General features: G+C 70.5%; 17 protein-coding genes. 11 read left to right on the forward strand and 6 right to left on the reverse strand.

The features are described from left to right. Positions 1 to 480: 480 nt before the first annotated feature. Entirely contained in the window at positions 481 to 918 is a 438-nt protein-coding gene (locus MFF30_RS20330; RefSeq protein WP_238281616.1) for a thiol-disulfide oxidoreductase DCC family protein, read from the forward strand. A 95-nt stretch (positions 919 to 1,013) separates the two neighbouring features. Further along, entirely contained in the window at positions 1,014 to 1,682 is a 669-nt protein-coding gene (locus MFF30_RS20335) for a DUF1345 domain-containing protein (RefSeq protein WP_238281618.1), read from the forward strand. Between the two features lie 6 nt (positions 1,683 to 1,688). Here MFF30_RS20335 and MFF30_RS20340 read toward each other — a convergent pair whose 3' ends face one another. After that, the gene (locus MFF30_RS20340; RefSeq protein ID WP_238281620.1) at positions 1,689 to 2,741 is read right to left on the reverse strand and encodes an endonuclease/exonuclease/phosphatase family protein; all 1,053 of its coding nucleotides are present in this window, start codon (positions 2,739 to 2,741) and stop codon (positions 1,689 to 1,691) included. A gap of 200 nt (positions 2,742 to 2,941) precedes the next feature. Here MFF30_RS20340 and MFF30_RS20345 point away from each other — a divergent pair, with 200 nt between their 5' ends. The 4 genes from MFF30_RS20345 (at position 2,942) to MFF30_RS20360 (ending at position 9,292) form a co-directional block, all read left to right on the forward strand. Beyond that, positions 2,942 to 4,312 carry a pentapeptide repeat-containing protein gene (locus tag MFF30_RS20345; RefSeq protein ID WP_238281622.1) on the forward strand — a complete coding sequence of 457 codons (1,371 nt, stop codon included), beginning with the start codon at positions 2,942 to 2,944 and terminating at the stop codon, positions 4,310 to 4,312. Between the two features lie 14 nt (positions 4,313 to 4,326). Beyond that, positions 4,327 to 5,097: a potassium channel family protein gene (locus MFF30_RS20350; RefSeq protein WP_238281624.1), complete on the forward strand. Its 771-nt coding sequence runs from the start codon at positions 4,327 to 4,329 to the stop codon at positions 5,095 to 5,097. Positions 5,098 to 5,274: 177 nt separating this feature from the next. Next, complete coding sequence (locus MFF30_RS20355) at positions 5,275 to 8,259, forward strand: response regulator (RefSeq protein ID WP_238281626.1); 2,985 nt, start codon at positions 5,275 to 5,277, stop codon at positions 8,257 to 8,259. An 88-nt stretch (positions 8,260 to 8,347) separates the two neighbouring features. Next, on the forward strand, positions 8,348 to 9,292 hold the full coding sequence (locus tag MFF30_RS20360) for an aspartate carbamoyltransferase catalytic subunit (protein WP_238281628.1): 945 nt from the start codon (positions 8,348 to 8,350) through the stop codon (positions 9,290 to 9,292). A gap of 22 nt (positions 9,293 to 9,314) precedes the next feature. Here the strand turns inward: MFF30_RS20360 and purN are convergent, their stop codons facing one another. Together purN and purM are read right to left on the reverse strand one after the other, a co-directional pair. Then, a complete protein-coding gene (gene purN / locus MFF30_RS20365; RefSeq protein WP_238281630.1) occupies positions 9,315 to 9,971 on the reverse strand; it encodes a phosphoribosylglycinamide formyltransferase in 657 nt (218 codons plus the stop codon). Then, positions 9,971 to 11,038, reverse strand: a complete 1,068-nt coding sequence (gene purM / locus MFF30_RS20370) for a phosphoribosylformylglycinamidine cyclo-ligase (protein ID WP_238281632.1) — start codon at positions 11,036 to 11,038, stop codon at positions 9,971 to 9,973. The genes purN and purM overlap by 1 nt, the downstream gene beginning before the upstream one ends. Positions 11,039 to 11,275: 237 nt before the next feature. Here purM and MFF30_RS20375 point away from each other — a divergent pair, with 237 nt between their 5' ends. From MFF30_RS20375 to ppx, 4 genes are all read left to right on the forward strand, one after another. Then, on the forward strand, positions 11,276 to 12,382 hold the full coding sequence (locus MFF30_RS20375; RefSeq protein WP_238281634.1) for an AI-2E family transporter: 1,107 nt from the start codon (positions 11,276 to 11,278) through the stop codon (positions 12,380 to 12,382). Continuing rightward, positions 12,383 to 13,144 carry a P-loop NTPase family protein gene (locus tag MFF30_RS20380; protein WP_238281636.1) on the forward strand — a complete coding sequence of 254 codons (762 nt, stop codon included), beginning with the start codon at positions 12,383 to 12,385 and terminating at the stop codon, positions 13,142 to 13,144. A gap of 82 nt (positions 13,145 to 13,226) precedes the next feature. Beyond that, on the forward strand, positions 13,227 to 15,614 hold the full coding sequence (locus MFF30_RS20385) for an RNA degradosome polyphosphate kinase (RefSeq protein WP_373320959.1): 2,388 nt from the start codon (positions 13,227 to 13,229) through the stop codon (positions 15,612 to 15,614). A gap of 37 nt (positions 15,615 to 15,651) precedes the next feature. Next, the gene (ppx, locus tag MFF30_RS20390) at positions 15,652 to 17,196 is read left to right on the forward strand and encodes an exopolyphosphatase (protein ID WP_238281638.1); all 1,545 of its coding nucleotides are present in this window, start codon (positions 15,652 to 15,654) and stop codon (positions 17,194 to 17,196) included. Between the two features lie 32 nt (positions 17,197 to 17,228). On the opposite strand, the gene MFF30_RS20395 is transcribed toward ppx, so the two are convergent. Then, complete coding sequence (locus MFF30_RS20395; RefSeq protein ID WP_238281640.1) at positions 17,229 to 18,677, reverse strand: acetamidase/formamidase family protein; 1,449 nt, start codon at positions 18,675 to 18,677, stop codon at positions 17,229 to 17,231. A 221-nt stretch (positions 18,678 to 18,898) separates the two neighbouring features. Here MFF30_RS20395 and MFF30_RS20400 point away from each other — a divergent pair, with 221 nt between their 5' ends. Further along, positions 18,899 to 20,344 carry a helix-turn-helix transcriptional regulator gene (locus tag MFF30_RS20400; protein WP_238281642.1) on the forward strand — a complete coding sequence of 482 codons (1,446 nt, stop codon included), beginning with the start codon at positions 18,899 to 18,901 and terminating at the stop codon, positions 20,342 to 20,344. Positions 20,345 to 20,356: 12 nt separating this feature from the next. On the opposite strand, the gene MFF30_RS20405 is transcribed toward MFF30_RS20400, so the two are convergent. Beyond that, positions 20,357 to 20,704 (reverse strand): helix-turn-helix domain-containing protein, encoded by a 348-nt coding sequence (locus MFF30_RS20405; protein WP_238281644.1) that lies wholly within the window; start codon positions 20,702 to 20,704, stop codon positions 20,357 to 20,359. 515 nt (positions 20,705 to 21,219) lie between these two features. Further along, on the reverse strand, positions 21,220 to 21,885 hold the full coding sequence (locus MFF30_RS20410; protein ID WP_238281645.1) for a helix-turn-helix transcriptional regulator: 666 nt from the start codon (positions 21,883 to 21,885) through the stop codon (positions 21,220 to 21,222). Positions 21,886 to 21,960 lie beyond the last annotated feature (75 nt).

Consider the following 21,960-nt stretch of genomic DNA (forward strand, 5'->3'; position numbering starts at 1 on the left):
CCTGCTCCCGGTAGAGCGGGGGCGTGACGTAGCTGCGCTCGTCGGCCCGCACCGCGCCGGTCAGGGTCGCGGCCGCGAGGGTGGCGAGGACGAGAGTGCGGAAAGCTCTGTTCTGCGTGGTCATGATCGAATGTCCTGGTTGTCGGCGCGAGGCCCGTGCCCCGCTGCGTGATCGGAAGATGTATTGCGCCGCACCATCATTCAAACAGATGATTTCAATACTCGTTATCGATCGCATCGATGATGGTAGATGCGACTTCGCATGATCGGAGCACGTCGCATCCGGGTCCCGACGCCGGTCTCCTATCCCGAGAGTTTTGCGCAGGCTGACCGAAGCGATCGACCGGAAACCACATCGATCAGCGGAAGCCCGATCCGAGCACCTGAGATCTCGCGTGTGCGAACGGTCCGGGTACTTGCGCCGAGCCCGTGTGCGGCGCCGGCGGCGTCGGGGTGCCGCCGAGCGGTCGGGGGAGGGTGATGCGCCGGCGGTCGGCGCCCTATCTGTGGACCATGACCACGCACGCCGATCCCGCCCTCACCGTCTACTACGACGGAGCCTGTCCCCTCTGCGCCGCGGAGATCCGTCTGTACCGGCGAGCCGAGGGGGCCGAGCGGGTCGCCTGGGTCGATGTTGGGGCGGAGGGCCCGGCCGAGCTCGGGCCTGAGCTGACGCGGGAGGCTGCCCGCGCCCGATTCCACGTGCGGCGCCCGGACGGTGCCCTGGTCTCGGGGGCGGCCGGGTTCGCCGCCTTGTGGGCCGTACTGCCGGGTTGGCGCGGGCTCGCCCGCCTTGCGGGCCTGCCCGGCGTGACGGCACTCGGCGAGGTGGCCTACCGCCTGTTCCTGCCGCTTCGCCCCTGGATCGCCCGGCTGGTGCCGGCCGGCGGACCCCGTTGCGACAAGGCTTGCGGATAGGGGGACGGGGGCGCAGGAGACGGCGGATGATGCCAGAACCGGAGCCCCGGCGCGCCACGCGGCGCCGCTGAGGCTCGCGCGCCCCCGGACGTCCCATGCGAAATCCCCTTCAGACCCTTCCCGTCCGGGCCTTCTGGCTGCGACCGCGCCTGCTCGCCTCCGTCGGCCTCACGCTCGTCCTCGCCCTGGTGCTGCCCTTCGCGGACCTGTCGGTGCGGCTCCTCATCGGCTGGTGCCTCGGCGTGCTCGTCTATTGCGGGCTGATCGTGGGCAAGGCGGCGCGGCAGTCGCAGGACGCCCTGCGGGCCGAGGCCACGCGCCTCGACGATTCCGCACTGGCGGTTTCGCTCTTCGCGATCCTGGCCGCGGCCGCGAGCTTCGGCGCCGTGGCGATGCTGGTGCTGGGGGGCAACGGCAGCGAAGCCTATCGCCTGAGCCACTTGGCGCTCGCTGCCGCCACCATGATCTGCGCCTGGCTCTTCGTGCAGGTGGTGTTCACCGTGCACTACGCGCATCTCTACTACGGCGCCGAGGGCGATGCCGCGCGCGGCGGCCTCGACTTCAACGGCGACGAGAACCCGGATTTCTGGGACTTCTTCTACTTCTCCGTCACCATCGGGGCGACCTCGCAGACCTCCGACACCGACATCACCAGCAAGACGATCCGCCGGGTCGCCACGGTGCAGACGATCTACGCCTACGTCTTCAACACCAGCGTGCTGGCGCTGGCGATCAACATGGCGGCGGGAGTCGCGCAGCACTGAGGCGCCTCACCGGGCGGCCTCCACGGCCTCCCGCGCCGCCCGATGATCCTCTGCCGTCGCCTCGGGCGCCTCCTGCAGGCGCGGGGCCCGGTCCGTCCGGTACAGGCTGATCAGAATCGGAAAATGGTCCGACTGGATGTGGGGCAGCCGCTCGATCCGGCCGAGGAGAAAGTCGTCGCTGAAGAAGATGTGGTCGAGGGGCCAGCGCAGCAGCGGCCACTTGGCATTGAAGGTCGGGTAGAGGCCGCGCCCGATGCGGGGGTCGAGGAGCCCGCTGATCCGCTGGAACAGGTCGTTGGTCTTCGACCAGGCGACGTCGTTGAGGTCGCCCGCCACAACCGCCGGGCGCCCGTCCGCCGCCACCTCGCGGGCCACCATCACGAGTTCGGCGTCGCGGGGCGCGCTGCTCTGCCCGGGATGGGGCGGGCGCGGATGCACGCCGAAGAAGGTGAAGGTCTGCCCCGAGCGCAGGGTCACGCCCGTCCGCACGGAGGGCACGTCGTCCTCCAGGAGGAAGCGCACCTGCGGGTCGGTCAGGGGAAGCTTCGAATAGAACATCAGCCCGTAGGTGTTGTCCTGCGGCTGGGCCATCACGTGGGGATAGCGCGCGCGCAGCGGCTCCAGCGCGTGGGCCCAGGCCGCGTCGGTCTCGACGAGCAGGAGGAGGTCGGGGTCCTGCGCGGCGACGAGGTCGAGGATGGGGCCGTAGCTGCGGTTCGATTCGAGGACGTTGGCGATGAGGATCGAGACGCCGGCGTCGGTGCGGCAGGCCCCCACCTCGGCCGCGACCGCCTGCGGCGAGACCAGCCGCGTGAACGGGTAGATGCACGCCACCTGGTACGCTAGGGCTGCCAGCAGGGCCGCGACGAGCGTCAGCCCCGCGGCGTCGCGGGCGACGAGGACGAGGCCCAGGATCACCGGCACGATCAGGGCCGCGATCTGCAGTCGCGGAAAGTCGAAGGTGCGGATGAAGCCGGAATTGCTGGGAACGAACGGCAGCAGCGTCGCCACCGCGAGGAGCACCCCGGTGGCCTTGAGGCCGATCGCCATCCACGTCATCGCCGCACTCCGCTCCCCACGCCGTCGCCGGCACGTCGTGGCCAAGCTTCGTGAAACGTCCAGTCCTGGTGAAACGTCCAGTCCTGGCGAAAAGTCCGAGGTCTTCCCGCGCGACAAGTCCTTCCCGCGCGAGAAGCCCAACGCCTTCGCAACGCCCGGCATCCCGGATTGTGCCCGCCCCGCGCGGCCGGAGTCGCCCTATGGCGCCTGAGACGTCACCGGACACGGGCGCGGCGCAGGTCCGGACCGACGCCTTCCTGGCGTGCCTCGAGGCCGGCGTGCCCTTCGTGGCGGGCGAGGGCCTGGATCTCGGGGGCCTGAACCTCGGGCGCGAGGCGCTGACGGCGCGCCTCGGCTCGGAAGCGGCGCCCCCCTGGTGGGACGCCAAGCAGAGCGGCCTCGCCCTCGCGGGGGCCGACCTCGCCGAGGCGCACCTGGAAGATACGGACCTCTCGGGTGCCAACCTCTCGGGGGCGAGCCTGGCGGGCGTGCTCGGCCGCTCGGCGCACTTTGCCGGGGCAACCGTGGAGGAGGCCAGCTTCGCGGGCGCCGACCTCAGCGGCGCCCGCTTCACCGGGATTGCCGGCGGCGAGGCCAATTTCGACGACGCCATGCTGGAAGACGCGCATTTCGGTGGCGCCGCCATGCGCTTCGCCAAGCTCCGCCGCGCCCTCCTGGACGGGGCCAACTTCGACGGCGCCGATCTCTGGGGCGCTGATTTCACCGGGGCGGACGCCGACTACACGCATTTCCGCGGCGCCCGCCTGGACGAGGTCAAGCTCGTGGGCGTCAACCTCACCTACGCGGATTTCGAGGGCGCCAGCCTGAAGAAGACGCAGCTCGGCGGCTCGCGCCTGAAGGGCGCCAACTTCACGGGTGTGAAACTCGACGGCGCCAACCTGTCGGAGGCGGATCTCTCCGAGACCAGCCTCGTGCGCCTCAACCTCTCCACCTGCGACCTGCGCCATGCGCGCTTCGCCGGGGCCTGGCTCAACGGCACCCGGATGCGGGTGGACCAGCTCGGTGGCGCGGTGGGCGAAGAGGTCGCCCGCGACTACCCGGCCGCCCAGGCGAGCTACCTCGCGCTTGAGCAGAACTTCAAGAGCATCGGCAGCCAGGATGCGGCGAGCTGGGCCTACAAGCGCGGGCGCCGGATGGGCCGGTTCCACGCCGGCGCCCAGGCGCGGGCGGCCTGGGAGGCCCGCTCCGGGCCGGACCTCGCCCGGCACGGCTACCAGTGGGTCGCCGACCGCTTCGTGGAATGGCTCTGCGACTACGGCGAGAGCCTGTCGCGCATCGCCCGCGCCTTCGTCATCCTCATCTTCGTGTTCGCGGGCCTCTACGGCCTCACCGGCGGCCTCATCCCCGAGGGCGGCGACGGCCGGGCCACCTACAACCCCCTCGACCTCGTGAGCTACAGCGCCCTCAACATGATGACGGCGAACCCGCCCGAGATCGGCGTCAAGCCGGTGGGCCGCGTCACCAACCTGCTGGTGGGCATCGAGGGGGCGGCGGGCATCATCCTGATGGGCCTGTTCGGCTTCGTCCTCGGCAACCGCCTCCGGCGCTGATCGTCCCCGCCGCCATGCGCCCGCTCAGCACAGGCCTCGCCGGCCTCTACGAAGGCTCGACCGACCGCGCCCACCGCTTCCGCTACGGCCTCCTCGTCTTCGACATCGGCACGGTGATCTGGGTCGTGGCGACCTCGTTCCTGCCGCGTCACGCCTGGATCGAGGGGGTCGACGTGGGCCTGGGCCTCGTCGTGCTCCTCGATTTCCTGGCCCGCCTCGCCATCAGCCGGGACCGGTTCGGCGAGTTCCGGCACCTCTCGACCTGGGCCGACATCGCCGCCGTGGTGTCGTTCCTCGCGCCCGTGGTCGGGGAGGGGGTCGGCTTCCTGCGCATCCTGCGGACCCTGCGCCTGCTGCGGACCTACCAGCTCCTCGACCGGATGCGCGCCGACAGCGCCCTCTTCCGCGACAACGAGGACGCGATCCTGGCGGGCACCAACCTCGCGGTCTTCGTCTTCGTGATGACGGGGATCGTGTACGCCACCCAGCACGGCAGCAACCCGGCGATCGGCAACGCCGTCGACGCGCTCTACTTCACCGTGACCTCCCTGACGACCACCGGCTACGGCGACATCACCCTGCCGGGCACCTCCGGCCGCCTTATCTCGGTGGCGGTGATGATCTTCGGGGTGACGCTGTTCCTGCGCCTCGCCCAGGTCCTGTTCCGGCCGCCCAAGGTGCGGTTTCCCTGCCCGGCCTGCGGCCTCCAGCGCCACGAGGCCGATGCCGTCCACTGCAAGGCCTGCGGCACCCGCCTCGCCATCCCGGACGAGGGCAGCGATTGAAGCGGCTCCGCTGCCGCGATGAACGGAACCGGGGCCGGCGCGTTTGCGGAGGTCGGGGCGCGCGGCCCGCCAGGGCGGGCCCGCACGGAACCTGTTCCACCAACAGTCCCCCTCCCTAAAACCTGCCTGCCCCAAATCTCCCTGCCCCTTGCCGTCGAACCCCGTGAACCGCATCGCATGACCAGCGCGCCCCCGAACGCCCCCGCCCGAGGCTGGCGCAAGACCCGCCTGCTCTCCGGCCTTCCGAGTTCACCCCTGGCCTTCGTGCTGATCGGCGTCGCGGTGGCGGCGGGACTGGGCAACTACTTCGCCGGCGAGGCGAGCCGCACCGAGAGCGCGCGCCAGCACGACATCCTCACCCAGAGCGACCGCCTGCTCGCCAACATGGTCGAGCTGGAAACCGGGATGCGCGGCTTCGTTCTGCTCGGGGAGGAGGTCTATCTCGAACCCTACGACGCCGCCCAGAGCACCATCGACGGCCAGTTGAGCGCGATCGACGATCTGACCCGCGGCATGGATGCCGAGGCCCCCCGGCACATCGGTGCCCTGCGCGGCGCGGTCGAGGCCAAGCGCACCTATGCGGCCCGCGTGATCGATTTACGCCGGACGCAGGGCTACGATCCCGCCGTGGCGCTCGTCCGCACGGGGGAGGGCAAGCGCACCATGGACGCGGTGCGCGCGGCGGCCCGGGACGTGCAGGCCCATGCCAACGCCGTCCTGACGGCCAGCGAGCGCTGGGACCGGATCCTCTCCCTCGTGCTCTCGCTGGTCTCGATCGCCTCGGCGCTGGGCGCCGTCGGGCTCCTCGGGCGCCTCGCCCTGGTGCGCCGACGCGACGAGCAGCGCACGGCCGCCCTCCTCGACGGGGTCTTCGCCAACGCCCCCGTGGGCCTCGGCTTCCTCGACCGCGACCTGACGATCCAGCACATGAACCGGGCGCTCGCGACCATGAACGAGCGTGGCTTCGGGGCCGATCTCGGCGCGCCGATCTGGGCCAACGTGCCCACGCTCCAGGAGCAGCTGATTCCGAAGCTCAAGGCGGCCCGGGACGAGGGCCTGGTGACCACCAACGTCGACGTGGCGGTGCCGACGCCGAGCGCCCCGCGCGGCGTGCGCCACTTCCAGATGAGCTTCTACCCCCTGCGGGGACGCTCCGGCGGTGCGGGGGCGGGCCGGGTCCAGGCCGACGGCGTCGGGCTCGTGGTCTCCGACGAGACCCTGCGCAAGCTCTCCGAGGAGCGCATGCGCCACAGCGAGGAGCGCTTCCGCTCGCTGACCGAGGCCACCACCGCCATCGTCTGGACGACCAATCCCGAGGGCGGCTTCGAGGCGACGCCATCCGAGTGGACCCGCTTCACCGGCCAGTCACCCCGGCAGGCCGCGGGCGCGGGCTGGCTGGAGGCGATCCATGTGGACGACCGGGCCCGTACCAACGCGGCCTGGCTTCAGGCCGTGGAGACCCTCTCGCCCTACGAGATCGAGCATCGCGTCCGGCGCCAGGACGGGGTCTGGCGGATCATGTCGGCCCGGGCGGTCCCGATCCTGGAAGAGAACGGCAGCATCCGCGAATGGGTCGGCACCCATTCCGACGTCACCGCCCGCCGGGAGGCCGAGCTGGCCCTGGAGGCCGCCAAGGAAGCGGCCGAGGAAGCCAACCGCGCCAAGAGCCAGTTCCTGGCCAACATGAGCCACGAGCTGCGCACGCCGCTCTCGGCGGTGATCGGCTACTCGGAAATGCTGCAGGAGGAGATCGAGGACCTGGGCGAGGAGGGCCTCCTCGCCGACATGCGCAAGATCGAAGCGAATGCCCGTCACCTGCTCGGCCTCATCAACGACGTCCTCGACCTCTCGAAGATCGAGGCCGAGCGCATGGAGATCTACGCCGAGGCCTTCCCCGTCGCCGCGACCGTGCGCGACGTCGCCGCCACCGTGGAGACGCTGGTCGACAAGAAGGGCAACGCCCTCGCCCTGGAGATGGCAGACGGGCTCGGCGAGGCGCGGACTGACCAGACCAAGCTGCGCCAGTGCCTCATCAACCTCCTCAGCAACGCCGCCAAGTTCACGGAAGGCGGGCGCATCGTGCTGGCCGTCTCGCGCGCATCGCGCGATGGGATCGACTGGCTCACCTTCCGGGTCACCGACACCGGCATCGGCATGAACGCCGATCAGCAGGCCAAGCTGTTCCAGCGCTTCACGCAGGCCGACGCCTCCACGACGCGGCGCTTCGGTGGCACCGGCCTCGGCCTCGCCATCACCCGCGCCTTCGCCGACATGCTCGGCGGACGCATCGAGGTGGAAAGCCAGGAGGGGGCCGGCACCACCTTCACCCTGACGGTGCCGGCGGTCTACGTGCCGCAGAACCCGGCGGAGGCGAACCACCCCGACCACGACGCCCCGCACCCCAGCGGCGAGGTCAGGTCCAACTCCGGCGGCCACGTTCTCATCATCGACGACGACGCGGCCACCCGCGATCTCCTCGCCCGCTTCCTGGAGAAGGACGGCTTCACCGTCGCCACCGCCCGCGACGGGCGCGAGGGCGTCGAGCGGGCCCGCGAACTCCGGCCCCGCGTCATCCTCCTCGACGTGACCATGCCGCGCATGGACGGCTGGTCGGTGCTGCGCACCCTCCGGGCCGACCCGGACCTCGGTGTGACCCCGATCATCATGGTGACGGTGCTCGACGAGCAGAACCTCGCCTTCTCGCTGGGAGCCACCGACTACCTCCAGAAGCCGATCGAGTGGAGCCAGCTCAGGTCGGCCATGGAGCGGTTCAAGCCCTCCGAGCACGAGGGGCCTGTGCTGATCATCGACGACGATCCGGATGCCCGCGAGCGCCTGTCCGCGATGCTGACCCGCGAGGGCTGGCGCGTGGCCGCGGCCGAGAACGGCGTCGCCGGCCTGGAGGCGACCGCGGCCAAGAAGCCCTGTCTCATCCTCCTCGACCTGATGATGCCCGAGATGGACGGCTTCGGCTTCCTGCGGGCGCTGCGCGAGCGGCCGGAGTGGCGCGACATCCCCGTCGTGGTCCTCACCGCCAAGGACATCACCGCCGACGACCGCAGGCGCCTGGCCGGCCGGGCCGACCGGGTGCTGCAGAAGGGCGGCCTGAGCCTCACCGACCTGGCCGAATCCCTGCGGCCGCTGGTGGGTCCGGGGGTTTGACGATCCAAGGCCGGCGGGGGTGCCCACGCACCTCGCCCGCAGGCGCCTTGCCGCTCCCCCCGGCCCGGCCTATAGCCCTGGACCCAGCATGACAGCCGCGCCGCAACACTTCCCCCACCGGCACCTGCTCGGGATCGAGGGGCTCTCGCGACCCGACATCGAGGTTCTCCTCGACCGGGCGGAGGATGCCGTCGCGCTCTCGCGCCAGGTCGAGAAGAAGCGCACCACCCTGCGGGGGCGCACCCAGATCAACCTGTTCTTCGAGCCGTCCACGCGCACGCAGAGTTCGTTCGAGCTCGCGGGCAAGCGGCTGGGCGCCGACGTGATGAACATGTCGGTGGCCTCCTCATCGGTGAAGAAGGGCGAGACCCTGATCGACACCGCCGCGACGCTCAACGCCATGCGGCCCGACATCATCGTGGTGCGCCACCACGCGGCGGGCGCCGTGCATCTCCTCGCCCGCAAGGTCGACTGCGCCGTGGTCAATGCCGGCGACGGCGCCCACGAGCACCCGACCCAGGCGCTCCTCGACGCCCTGACCATCCGGCGCAACAAGGGCCGGATCGAGGGCCTGCGAGTGGCGATCTGCGGTGACGTCCTGCACAGTCGCGTGGCCCGCTCGAATCTCATCCTGCTCCAGGCGCTCGGCGCGCGGGTGCGCATCATCGGCCCCTCGACCTTGCTGCCCACCGGCATCGAGCGCTTCGGCGTCGAGGTCTTCACCGACATGCGTAAGGGCCTGGAGGGCTGCGACATCGTCATGATGCTGCGCCTTCAGCGCGAGCGCATGAACGGCTCCTTCGTGCCCTCCGTGAAGGAATACTTCCGCTATTTCGGCCTCGACGCCGACAAGCTGCGCCTGGCCGCCCCCGACGCCCTGGTGATGCATCCGGGCCCGATGAACCGGGGCGTCGAGATCTCCTCAGAGATCGCCGACGGCTCCCAGTCGCTCATCCGCGAGCAGGTCGAGATGGGCGTCGCCGTGCGCATGGCTGTGCTGGAAGCGCTCGCGACGCACCTGCCGAACGCGTGAGCCGGCGCGGCAGTTTGCCGGCCTAAAGGCTGAGCAGCGCCCCGTCCGCCGGCGGCACGTCGTCCGAAAACATCACCCGGTCCCCCTCCAGCCGCACGCGACCGCCCGCGACCAGCGCCAGGGCCTGCGGGTAGAGCCGGTGCTCCTGCACGAGGATGCGGGCGGCGAGCGCGTCGGCATCGTCGCCGGGCAACACGGGCACGGCGGCCTGCGCGATGATCGGGCCGGCATCGAGTTCGGGCACGACGTAGTGTACGGTGCAGCCGTGCAGGCGAACCCCGGCTTTCAGCGCCTGCTCGTGGGTGTGCACGCCCTTGAACAGCGGCAGCAGGGACGGGTGGATATTGATCATCCGCCCCGCCCAGGTCTCGACGAAGCCGGCGGAGAAGATCCGCATGAAGCCGGCCAGGACCACGAGGTCGATGCCGGTCGCCACGAGTTCGGCCTGGAGGGCCGCGTCGAAGGCCGCCCGGCTCGGATAGGCCTTGTGGTCGAGGGCCAGCGTGGCGATGCCCCGCTCGGCCGCGAAGGCGAGGCCCCCGGCCTCGGGGCGGTTGGATGCCACCAGCACGATTTCGGCCGGGAAGTCGGAGGCTGCCGCCGCCGCGATCAGCGAGGCCATGTTCGAGCCGCGCCCCGAGATCAGGATCGCGACCCGGGTCTTGTTCGCCGGGGCCATCAGAAGGCGAGCCGGCCTTCGAAGGTCACGGGCTCGGCCCCGCGCGGGGTGATGCGGCCGAGGCGCACCGGGGAGGCGCCGCCGAGGTCGAGGGCCTTCGACACGGCGCTGACGCTGTCGGGGGCCACCACCACCACCATGCCGATGCCGCAGTTGAAGGTGCGCAGCATCTCCGATTCGGCGACCCCGCCCACCTGCGAGAGCCAGCCGAAGACCGGCGGCGGAATAATCGCGTCGAGATCGATGCTGATGCCGACCCCCTCGGGCAGCACGCGGGGCAGGTTGTCGGGAAAGCCGCCGCCGGTGATGTGGGCCAGCGCCTTGATGCCGTCCGTGCTGCGCAGGGCGGCGAGCAGCGGCTTCACGTAGATCTGGGTCGGCTCCAGCAGGGCCTCGCCGAGAGTCCGGGCGGGCTCGAAGGGCGCCGGGTCGTCGTAGGACAGGCCGCTGCGCTCGACGATGCGGCGCACCAGCGAGAAGCCGTTGGAATGCACGCCCGAGGAGGGCAGGCCCAGCACCACGTCGCCGGGCACGATGTTGCCGCGCGGCAGCAGGGTGCCGCGCTCGGCCGCGCCCACGCTGAAGCCGGCCAGATCGTAGTCGGCGCCGTCGTAGAGGCCGGGCATCTCGGCAGTCTCGCCCCCGATCAGTGCGCAGCCGGCGAGCCGGCACCCGGCCGCGATGCCGCGCACGATGTCGGCGCCGACCCCCGGCACCAGCTTGGCGGTGGCGAAATAGTCGAGGAAGAACAGCGGCTCGGCGCCCTGCACGATGATGTCGTTCACGCACATCGCCACGAGATCGATTCCGATCGTGTCGTGGCGGTTCGTCTCGATGGCGATCTTCACCTTGGTGCCGACGCCGTCGTTGGCCGCCACCAGGATCGGGTCCCGGAAGCCGGCGGCCTTGAGGTCGAACAGCCCGCCGAAGCCGCCGATCTCGGCATCCGCCCCCGGCCGGCGGGTGGCACGCACCAGCGGCTTGATCGTCTCGACCATGGCGTTGCCGGCATCGATGTCGACGCCCGCCTGCGCGTAGGTCATTCCGGTCTTGGGCTCGCCCGTCATCGGCACCTCGTCTCAACGTCCTTCGATCGTTGCTCTAACGGGTCGCGTCGGTTCCGGCGAGTCGTGAATGACGCATGGCCGGGTCGACGCCTCGGCCCGGCCCCGCCGGACCCGGGGCGGATCGCGGCCCGGAGGGTGTTTCGCGGCTCGCAGCCTTGACCGTGCCGGGTCCCGTTCCCACTCTTGGAAGTCCCGTTCCCACTCTTGGAACCGGACGACGAAGAGCGAGGACGGCCGATGCGCGGCAGGGCGATGATCGGGCTGGTGGCCCTCGTGGGCCTCGCCCTGCTGATCTACCTCCTCGCCGACGTGCTGCTGCCCTTCGTGGCGGGCTTGGCCCTGGCCTACCTCCTCGACCCGATCGCCGACCGGCTGGAGCGCCTCGGGCTGGGGCGGCTCACGGCCTCCCTGCTCATCCTGGCAATGTTCGTGATCGGCCTCGTGGTGGCCCTGCTTCTCGTGGTGCCGCTCGCCGCCAACCAGATCTCGGCCCTGATCGCGACCCTGCCCGGCATGGTCTCGCGGCTCCAGGGGATCCTGGCTGACAGGGCCGGACCGCTGCTGCAGCGGGTGGGCGGGGCCGACGTGCTCACCGACCTGCAATCCCAGGTCGGGACCCTGGTGGGGCAGGGAGGCACCTGGTTCCTGGCCTTCCTGAAGTCCCTGTGGTCGGGCAGCCAGGCCATCATCTCCATCGCCTCCCTCCTCGTGGTGACGCCTGTGGTGGCGTTCTACCTCCTGGTCGACTGGGACCGGATGGTGGCGGCCGTGGACGGCTGGGTGCCGCCGCGCCACCGGCCCGTGGTGCGGCGCCTCGGCTGGGAGATCGACGGCGCGGTGACGGGCTTCGTGCGCGGCCAGACCCTGGTCTGCCTCATCCTCGGCACCTTCTACGCCGTCGGGCTGTTCTTCGTCGGTCTGAACTTCGGCGTGCTGATCGGGCTGATCGCGGGCTTCCTCACCTTCATCCCGTATGTCGGCACGCTGACCGGGTTCCTGCTCTCGGCGGGCGTCGCCCTGGCGCAGTTCTGGCCGGATTCCGACTGGCTGCACATCGGCCTGACGATCGGGGTGTTCGTGGTCGGGCAGTTCCTGGAGGGCAACATCATCTCGCCCAAGCTGGTGGGCGAATCGGTCGGCCTGCACCCGGTCTGGCTGATGTTCGCGCTCCTCGCCTTCGGCTCGCTGTTCGGCTTCGTCGGGCTGCTGCTCGCGGTGCCGGTGGCGGCCTCCATCGGCGTGCTGGTCCGCTTCGTCCTGGAACGCTACCTCCAGTCTCCGCTCTACCACGCGGATTCGCCCGTGCTCCTATCCAACTCTGTTGTGTCAAAGCCCGATCGCTAGATGGCCTCCCGCGAGAACGTCCCTCCGAAGCAGCTGGCCTTCGACCTGCCGGCCGATCCGCGCTACGGCCGCGAGGATTTCCTCGTGGGCCCCGCCAACGAGGCCGCCTACGCCCTGATCGAGGCCTGGCCAAACTGGCCCGATACGGTCTGCCTCCTCACGGGGCCGCCGGGCAGCGGCAAGAGCCACCTCGCCTCGATCTGGGCGACGCGCTCCCATGCCTGGACCGCGCAGGCCTCGGAGATCACCGCCGCCACCGTGCCGCGCTTCCTCGCCAACGGCGCCCTGGTCATCGAGGACCTCGACCGGGAGCCCCGCGACGAGGCGGCCCTGTTCCACCTCCTCAACGTCGCCCGCGAGCGCGCCAGCCCCGTGCTCCTCACCGCCGCCACCTCGGTGGAGGGGCTGGGTCTGTCCACGGCGGACCTGCGCTCGCGCCTGCGCCTCGCCCCCGGCGCCACCATCCTGCCCCCGGACGACGCGCTCCTGCGGGCCGTCCTCGTCAAGCTGTTCGTGGACCGTCAACTGGTGGTGGATCTCGCCATCGTCGAGGCCTTGGCCCTGCGGATCGACCGCTCCCTCGGGCGCGCCCGCGACGTCGTCACGGCGCTCGACCGCGACGCGCTCAGCCGGGGCCGGCGCATCACCAAGCCCCTGGCGCTGGCGGTGCTGGAACGCCTCGGCTTCGGAACGGACGAGACCGACGACGACGGCGAGGACGACGAAAGCGAGGACGCGTCCCGCGACGGGCACGTCGACTGAGCGCGATCGTCATCGAACTGTCAAAAACGCCGGCCCACCCCGTGCTAGGGAGCCGGACCCTCGACCCATAGGAGAGACGCACTTGGCGGATATCGACCCGGACGCGACCACAGTGGAGACCGCCACCCCACGTGCCACCAAGGCCCGTCCCCGGCCCGCCGCGCGCCGAACCGCCTCCGCCAGCGCATCCGACACGCCATCCGCCCGGGTGATCGGAGAGGCGGCACCCGATGCCCTCCCCGATGCCGACCTCGACCTGCCGTCCGGGGGCCTGCCCGCGCCTGCCGAGGCGGGACCCGGCGCGGAGGCGCGCGATTCGGTGCGGGAGGCGGGCATCGCCCTGCGCCACTCCCCCGAGCGCTTCGTCAACCGCGAATTGTCGTGGCTGCAGTTCAACCGCCGGGTGCTGGAGGAGGCCTCGAACACCCACCACCCGCTGCTGGAGCAGCTGCGCTTCCTCTCGATCTCGGCCAACAACCTCGACGAGTTCTTCATGGTGCGGGTCGCCGGCCTGCACGATCAGGTCCGCGCCGGCCTCGTCCTGCCCTCGCAGGATGGCCTGACCCCGGCCGAGCAGCTCGCCCGCGTCGGCACGGAAGTCTCGCACCTCGCCCTCGACCAGCAGGCGCGCTGGCGCGAACTGCGCCGCGAACTCCTCGGCGTCGGCATCGAGCTGATGGAGCCCGCCGGCCTGACGCCGGAGCACCGGGCCTGGCTGGAGGATTACTTCCTCAACCACGTCCTGCCGGTGCTGACGCCGCTGGCCATCGACCCGGCGCACCCGTTCCCCTTCATCCCGAATCTCGGCTCCACCATCGCGCTGATGCTGGTGCGCCCCCGCGACGGCCGCACCCTGCGCGCGCTCATCCGCCTGCCCGCCGTGCTCGACCGCTTCGTGCGCCTGCCCGACGCGGACAACGACGCCACCGCCCGCTTCATCGCCATCGAGCAAGTCATCGTCCTGTTCACCGGCCGGCTCTTTCCCGGCTACGCCGTGCGCGGGCAGGGCGCCTTCCGGGTCATCCGCGATTCGGACCTCGAGATCGAGGAGGAGGCCGAGGACCTCGTCCTGCACTTCGAGACGGCCCTGAAGCAGCGCCGCCGCGGCGTGGTCATCCGGCTCGAAGTCGAGGCCGGGATGCCCGAGGACCTGCGCGCCTTCGTGGCCGACGAGCTCGAGATCGGCGGCGACGCGGTGATCTTCGTGGAGGGCATGCTCGCCCTCAACGAACTCTCGCAGATCGTCGGCATCGACCGGCCGGACCTGAAGTTCAAGTCCTACAATCCGCGCTTCCCCGAGCGCATCCGCGAGAGCGGCGGCGACGTCTTCGCAGCGATCCGGCAGAAGGACTTCATCGTCCACCACCCCTACGAGTCCTTCGACGCGGTGGTGCAGTTCCTCGCGCAGGCCGCCCGCGACCCCAACGTGGTGGCGATCAAGCAGACGCTCTACCGCACGTCCTCGAACTCGCCGATCGTCGCCGCGCTCGCGGAGGCCGCCGAGCTCGGCAAGTCGGTCACCGCGCTCGTCGAGCTGAAGGCCCGCTTCGACGAGGAGGCCAACATCCGCTGGGCGCGCAATCTCGAGAAGGCGGGCGCGCAGGTGGTGTTCGGCTTCATCGAGCTGAAGACCCACGCCAAGCTGTCGATGGTGGTGCGCCGCGAGGGCGACCGCCTCGTCACCTACTGCCACGTCGGCACCGGCAACTACCACCCGATCACGGCGCGCATCTACACCGACCTGTCCTTCTTCACCGCCGACCCGGCGGTGGCCCGCGACGTCAGCCGGATCTTCAACTTCATCACCGGCTACGCGGAGCCCGCCGAGCTGGAGCGGATGGCGGTCTCGCCGCTCACCCTGAAGCCGCGCCTCCTCGAGAACATCGAGGCGGAGGTGGCCCACGCCCGGGCGGGGCGCCCGGCCGCGATCTGGCTCAAGTGCAACTCGCTGGTGGACCAGCAGATCATCGACGCGCTCTACGATGCGAGCACCGCCGGCGTGCAGATCGATTGCGTGGTGCGCGGCATCTGCTGTCTGCGGCCCGGCATCCCGGGGCTGTCGGAGACGATCCGGGTCAAGTCCATCGTCGGACGCTTCCTGGAGCACGGACGCGTCTACTGCTTCGGCAACGGCGTCGGGCTGCCGCACCCCAAGGCCACCGTCTACATCTCGTCGGCCGACCTGATGAGCCGCAACCTCGACCGACGCGTCGAGGCGCTGCTACCGATCACCAATCCGACGGTGCATCAGCAGGTGCTGGACCAGATCATGCTGGCCAACCTCCTCGACAACCGCCAGAGCTGGCGTGTACTGGCGTCGGGCGCGGGCGAACGGATCCAACCTGCCGAAGGGGAGGAGCCGTTCAACGCGCACAAGTATTTCATGACGAATCCGAGCCTGTCCGGGCGCGGCAAGTCGTCGAAGAAGTCGAGCCCGCGCGCCTTGAGCCGACGCGCGCAGCGTGGCTGACGGCGGCGTGCCTGACTGTTTGTCCAGAGGAGCCCGCATGGGCCTCGATCCCGCCCGCCCCGCGCCCGTCCAGGGGAATTCCCTGCACGGGACGCGCGACCATATCGAGCCGGTGGCGATCATCGACATCGGCTCGAACTCGGTGCGGCTCGTCGCCTATGACGGGCTGACGCGGGCGCCGACGCCGCTCTACAACGAAAAGGTGCTGTGCGGGCTGGGCCGCAACGTGCTCACCACCGGCCGCCTCAACGAGGAGGCGGTGCGCCGGGCCCTGGTGGCGCTGGCCCGCTTCCGGGTGCTGTGCGAGACCATGCGGGTCTCACGCATCTTCGTGCTGGCGACCGCCGCCGCGCGCGATGCCGAGAACGGGGCGGAATTCCTCGCGGCCGCCGAAGCGGCTTGCGGCCAGCGCATCGAATTGCTCTCCGGACGGCGCGAGGCCGAGCTCTCGGCGCTCGGGGTCATCTCGGGCTTCCATGCCCCGGACGGCGTCGTCGGCGACCTCGGCGGCGGCTCCCTCGAACTCGTGGACGTGCGCGGCGCCACCGTCGGCATGGGCGTGACCATGCCGCTGGGCGGCCTCGCGCTCCAGGATCTCTCGGGTGGGTCGGTCAAGAAGGCCCTCAAGATCGTCCGCGAGAACCTGAAGAAGGCCGCCCCGCAGCTGGAGACCTTGCGCGGGCGCAGCTTCTACGCGGTCGGCGGCACCTGGCGGGCGCTCGCCCGCCTGCACCAGTCGGCCCGGGGCTACCCGCTCCACGTCATGCACGGCTACAGCGTCGAGCCCTCCGACGAGTTGAACTTCCTCGAAGTGGTAGAGCGCACCGACGCCGCCCTGCTGCAGGACGTCGAGAGCGTTTCCGAGGCGCGCCGTCCGCTGCTGGCCTACGGGGCCGTGGTGCTGGAGGAGATCATCCGGATCGGGCGCCCGCGCGAGCTCGCGGTCTCGGCCTCGGGCGTGCGCGAGGGCCTGCTCTACGAGCAACTCGACCGCGACGCGCGGCTGACCGACCCGCTGCTGGCGGCCGCCGCCGAACTGAACGACCTGCGGGCGCGCTCCCCCGGCCATGCCCGCGACCTCATCGCCTGGAGCGACCGCTTCATCGCGAGTCTCGACCAGCCCGAGACCGCCGACGAGCGCCGCCTGCGCCACGCCGCCTGCCTCCTCTCCGACATCGGCTGGCGGGCGCACCCGGATTACCGCGGCGAGCAGAGCGTCAACGTCATCACCCATGCGGCCTTCGTGGGCATCGACCATCCGGGCCGGGCCTACCTGGCGCTCGCCATCTATTTCCGCCACGAGGGCATCGCGCCCGAGAAGGCGAGCCCGATGCTGCGCAACCTCGCGGGTCCCCGCCTGTTCGAGCGGGCGCGGCTCCTCGGTGCCCTGCTGCGCCTCGCCTATCCGCTCTCGGCCGGCATGGAGGGGGCGCTCGGCGACCTGCCCGTCACGGTGTCCGAGGGCCGCGTGAGCCTGACGCTGCCGCCCGGCCGGGAGGCTTTGCCGGGCGACCGCATCCTCAACCGGGTCCGCGGCCTCGGCCGCCTGCTCGGCCTCGACGGGCGGATCGTCGGCGGCTGAGGTCCTCAGGGCGTTTGGTCCGCCGCCTCCGGTCAGGAAGCGGGGCGCGCCGGAAAGATCGACTTCTTGACGATGGCGTGGACGCCCCAGTTGCCGTCCACCACCTGGGTGATGCCGAAATCCACCGCGATGGACATCAGGGAGATCGCCTCGTCCTCGGTGAGCCCGTGCCCGTGCATGAGGAACTGGCGCATCTTGCGGAAGGCGTCGCGCATGGCGAGGTCGATGGAGGACTTGGAGAAGATCGCGTTCTGCGCGTCGGGTCCGAGATCCGCGAGGTAGTTCGGATAGCTGAACCCTGAGAGCACCCAATCGTCGGCTGTCTCGATCATGGGGAAGTCGAGGGTCTCCAGGGCCGTGCCCGGCAGATCGGCCTTCTTGTGCAGGATAAACTGGAAGGTGCCGGTGAGCGAGCACTCGATGGCGGTGCCGCAGAGTTCGGAATCGCCCTGGCTCGCATGTGGGTCGCCCACCGAGAACAGGGCGCCCGGCACCGCCACGGGGTAGTACAGGGTCGCGCCCTTACCGATGCGCCAGTTGTCGATGTTGCCGCCGGTGTAGCTCGGGGGAATCGAGTTCACCATCTCGGCTTCCTTCGGCGCCAGGCCCATCGTGCCGAAATGCGGGCGGATCGGCACGCGGAAGCCCTTGAGCACGTCGAAGTTGCGCTTGGTCTTGGCGTGGTCCACCGGCAGGCCCGGATAGTCGATGGTGGGGTGGTCGATCCCGGCGGGGTCCGTCACGCCCGGCCAGCGGAAGCTGTAGACCGCCTGGGCCCAGTCGCGGGCCCCCGTGGCGTCGACCTCGTAGATCGTCACCACCTCGCGGGGCCGGTCCCCAGTGATCATGTCCTTGTAGTGGTAGCCCCAGTTGGCGGCGGCGTTGCTGCCGAAGGTGCGGCCCTTGAAGGCCGGATTGGCGCAGGGGCGGGGCGCCACGTCGAGGATGCGCACCTCCAGCACGTCGCCGGGCTCCGCGCCCCGGATCGCCACCGGCCCGGTGCAGATGTGCACGCCGAGGCCGCCCCCGGGACCGAACTTGGCGTCCTCCGGGCCGGCCCCGCGCCGGGCGACGCCCTTCCGCTCCTTGGTCCAGAGGAAGACGCTCTCGGCGCCCGGATCCCCCGTGACCATGCGCTCGGCATCGTCGTTGGCGTGATGGGTCAGGGTCTCGATCGTGACGTAGTCGCCGGAGGCGATCTCGACCTGGGGCTTCAGGCTGCGGCTGAAATAGCCCCAGTGCACCGTCTCGGCGGTGGCGGGCAGGTGGTAATGCGCCGTCGCCTGCGCGCCCCGGCGGGCGCTCGCCTGCGCCAGGGCCGCCCCCGGCAGGGTGAGGCCGCCGGCCATCAGGGCCGCCGCCCCGCCCGAGGCCACGAAGCCGCTCTTCAGGAAGGCCCGGCGCTCGGGGGCGAGGTCGCCGAGGAAACGGCGGCGATGCGCGGCGAAATGCGCGCAGTTCGGATCGTCACCCTGGCACATCCGGAAGTCTCCCTTCGATCGGGGCGAGAATTTCGCCTTCGGCAGGAATTTTGTATGCAAGCCTGTGGCCACGCTTCCGATTCGGGGTGGGGCGCCGGCAACGAGTCGGACCCAGGCGCGTTCGTTCCCCTGCGGACGGCCACGTTCACGTCAGGGGCGCCGTCCACACCCCTGTACCCGCCCATCGCGGGCGCCGCCCCGCACGCAGGATGCCAAGACCTTTGACGACGGGTGTCGACCGTTCCCAGCTCCGCCAGATCATCGCCGGCCTCACCGAGGGCGTGATCCTGATCGAGCCCGATCAGCGGATCACCTGGGCCAACGCGGCGGCGCTGGCCATGCACGGGGCGGCCGACCTCGCCGAGCTCGGCGGCACCGTCGCGGCCTACCGCGCCCGCTTCGAGCTGCGCTACCGCAACCATCACGTCATCACGAACACGCCCATCGAGCGGGTGCTGAGCGGCGAGAGCTTCGACGAAGTCATCGTCAACGTGCGCCGGACGGACCGCCCGGACTTCGATGTGATGCACCGCATCCGCAGCCTCGTCATCACCGACGCGGCCGGAGCGCCGGACTGCCTCGTGCTGATCCTCTCCGACGTCACCCCGCAATTCGAGGCCGAGGAGCGCTTCGAGAAGACCTTCAACGCCAACCCGGCGCCCGCGCTGATCTGCCGGCTCTCGGACCTGCGACACGTCAAGGTCAATCTCGGTTTCCTGGAGATGACGGGCTACACCCGCGACGCCGTGATCGGCCGGAGCGCCTACGAGATCGACGTCCTCAACGAGGCGCGCAGCCGCGACCTCGCCATCGCGCGCCTCAACGCGGGCGAGACCATCCCGCAGATGGAGGCCTGCCTGCGCCTGCCCGGCGGAGGCACACGCTTCGTCATCGTGGCCGGCCAGCCCATCGACATGGGGGACGAGCCCTGCATGCTGTTCACCTTCGCCGACCTCGACCTGCGCAAGAAAGCCGAAACGGCCCTGCGCCACAGCGAGGAGCGCTTCGCCACGGCGTTCCGCCTCGCGCCGGTGCCGACGATCCTGTGCCGGATCGACGACTTCTCGGTGATCGGGGCGAACCAGGCCTTCTCGCGCGTCTTCGGCTACCCCGAGGAAACGCTGGCGGAGCAGGGGCTCGATGCCGTCGGCCTGTGGAGCGACCGCGCGCAGCGCGAGCGCTTCGCGGCGGATCTGGCCGCGCAGGGGAGCGTGCTGGGCTTCGAGACGTGCCTGCGCAGCCGGGACGGGGTCGAGATGGATTGCCTCGTCTCGGCCGAGCGCGTGACCATCGGCGACGAGGCCTGCGTGCTGGCCGTCCTGCAGGACATCAGCGATCGCAAGCGCTCGGAGCGCGAATTGTTCGCCGCGATCGAGACCGTGATGGCCGATACGTCCTGGTTCACCCGGGGCCTGATCGAGAAGCTCGGGAACCTGCGCCATCCCACCGCCGAGGCGCCGGTGAACCCCAGCCCCGACCTGACGCGCCGCGAGGGCGAGGTGCTGCGGCTGATCTGCCAGGGCCTCGGTGACGCGGCCATCGCCAAGCGCCTGGGCCTGACACCCAACACCGTGCGCAACCACGCCGCCGCTCTCTACCGCAAGCTCGGCATCCACCGGCGCGGCGAGGCGATCATCTGGGGTCGGGAGAACGGGTTCGCGACCTGAACAGAGGCCGGATCAGAACGGCGTCACGGCCGCATCCGCGGACCGGTTCGCCACGTCCGCGAGGGCGACCGTGCCGTCATGGAGCTTCAGAAAACGGACACCGCCGCCTTCCAGGGCATCGACGGCGACGCGGCGGCTGCGAAGGCCCACGGCCTGCACGTTCTGCTCGAGGCGCCGGATCGTCGACAGGGACAATCCACTGACTGCCGCCAGATCCGACATCGCCCAGCCGAGGAGCGCGCGCGCCCCGCGCAGATGAGGGCCGCTGACGGCGGCCACGACCTCGAAGGCGGTCAGGCTCGGCGCCGGCCTCCGGTGCGCACGGCCGGGCTCCTGTGCCTGCGCCGCAGAGCGAAGCATGAACGGGTTTTCCCCCTCCACCCGTTTCGTCGGGACCGCGGATGGCGGAGACGCGACGCCCGGGGACACAGGCTTGAGATGGGCAGGAACGGGGTGCGCCGGGCTGGGCCATTCGCAGGAGATCGCCCTGCATTCATCGTGCAACGACCCCGGCAGCATCAGGCCGCCCGCGCGCCCGCCAGAAGATCGATCGGCCTGCGCCGCACGATCCAAAGCAATGAGCAAACTGTCTATCAAGTATTTGCTCCCATACAACGTAAGATTTAGTCGCAATACTTTCACAAAAGATAGGTTTTGTCAAATTTTCGCAATATTTATAGTCTTCTTCGCAATCCTGATAGCCGTGATCGATCTCGCGACGGTACCGGCCCGAGACTCGTCAGGGGCGGATCGGCTCGGCGAGCGGATCGGCGCTGCGCCGAATCCATGGGATCGCTTCGGGAAAGCGGATCCGGCCTCAGGCGCCGCCCGCGCTGAGCGACCCGGTTCCCCGTCCGATGCGCGATAAACCCGGATCAGGGCGCGCGTCCGGCCTCATGACGCGTCGCGGATGGTGTGCAACCGTAGCGATTGCGGTAGCGCTGCCCGAAATTGCTGGGATGCGCGAAGCCCCAGCGTCGCGCGATCGCGGCGACCGACAGTGTGTTGCCGGGCGAGAGCAGGTCGCGATGGGCGTGCTCGAGGCGTTGATCGATGAGGAACCGGACCGGCGTCTGGCCGAGGTCGCGCCGGAAGCGGTCCTGAAGAGAGCGGACGCTGATCCCGGCGGCGGCCGCGATGTCCGCCAGCATCAGGGGACTGCCGAGGTTCGCCATGATGTAGTCCAATGCGGTCTGGAGGCTGCGAGGCGCCCCCTCCCGCCCGATCGCGGCCGAGGCCGCCGTCTGCCTCGGCCAGACCGAGAGCAGCTGATAGGCCATGATCTCCCGGACCAGGGGCACCAGAAGGTCCCCGGACCGGGGCGCCTCCTGGACCTGACGTCGAACTTCCCGCACCGTGCAGAACAGAGCCCGCATCCCGGGGCTGGCGATTTCGGCGACGGGCGCGAGCCGGGGCAGGGCGAGCGGGTCCCCGCCGGTCAGCGCCGCGTGGGCGGTGGCCAAGTCCGCGACCCTGAGGGTCGCGCTGACGGCAGCGAACCCACCCGACGCCTCGACCTCGCGCAGATCCTCGAACCCCACCAGGGTCGCGTGCGTCGGTAAACCGACGATGTCGCCGACGCGGTGGCGATAAACGATCGTCCCACTCGTGACGAA

Origin of the sequence: Methylobacterium goesingense, assembly GCF_022179225.1 — a bacterium.
Lineage (GTDB): Bacteria > Pseudomonadota > Alphaproteobacteria > Rhizobiales > Beijerinckiaceae > Methylobacterium > Methylobacterium goesingense.

Bases quoted from the DNA above. Each gene is read 5' to 3' on its own strand.
- MFF30_RS20330 (WP_238281616.1), top strand. From the start codon at position 481: ATGCGCCGGCGGTCGGCGCCCTATCTGTGGACCATGACCACGCACGCC.
- MFF30_RS20335 (WP_238281618.1), top strand. From the start codon at position 1,014: ATGCGAAATCCCCTTCAGACCCTTCCCGTCCGGGCCTTCTGGCTGCGA.
- MFF30_RS20340 (WP_238281620.1), bottom strand. From the start codon at position 2,741: ATGACGTGGATGGCGATCGGCCTCAAGGCCACCGGGGTGCTCCTCGCG.
- MFF30_RS20345 (WP_238281622.1), top strand. From the start codon at position 2,942: ATGGCGCCTGAGACGTCACCGGACACGGGCGCGGCGCAGGTCCGGACC.
- MFF30_RS20350 (WP_238281624.1), top strand. From the start codon at position 4,327: ATGCGCCCGCTCAGCACAGGCCTCGCCGGCCTCTACGAAGGCTCGACC.
- MFF30_RS20355 (WP_238281626.1), top strand. From the start codon at position 5,275: ATGACCAGCGCGCCCCCGAACGCCCCCGCCCGAGGCTGGCGCAAGACC.
- MFF30_RS20360 (WP_238281628.1), top strand. From the start codon at position 8,348: ATGACAGCCGCGCCGCAACACTTCCCCCACCGGCACCTGCTCGGGATC.
- purN (WP_238281630.1), bottom strand. From the start codon at position 9,971: ATGGCCCCGGCGAACAAGACCCGGGTCGCGATCCTGATCTCGGGGCGC.
- purM (WP_238281632.1), bottom strand. From the start codon at position 11,038: ATGACGGGCGAGCCCAAGACCGGAATGACCTACGCGCAGGCGGGCGTC.
- MFF30_RS20375 (WP_238281634.1), top strand. From the start codon at position 11,276: ATGCGCGGCAGGGCGATGATCGGGCTGGTGGCCCTCGTGGGCCTCGCC.
- MFF30_RS20380 (WP_238281636.1), top strand. From the start codon at position 12,383: ATGGCCTCCCGCGAGAACGTCCCTCCGAAGCAGCTGGCCTTCGACCTG.
- ppx (WP_238281638.1), top strand. From the start codon at position 15,652: ATGGGCCTCGATCCCGCCCGCCCCGCGCCCGTCCAGGGGAATTCCCTG.
- MFF30_RS20395 (WP_238281640.1), bottom strand. From the start codon at position 18,677: ATGTGCCAGGGTGACGATCCGAACTGCGCGCATTTCGCCGCGCATCGC.
- MFF30_RS20405 (WP_238281644.1), bottom strand. From the start codon at position 20,704: ATGCTTCGCTCTGCGGCGCAGGCACAGGAGCCCGGCCGTGCGCACCGG.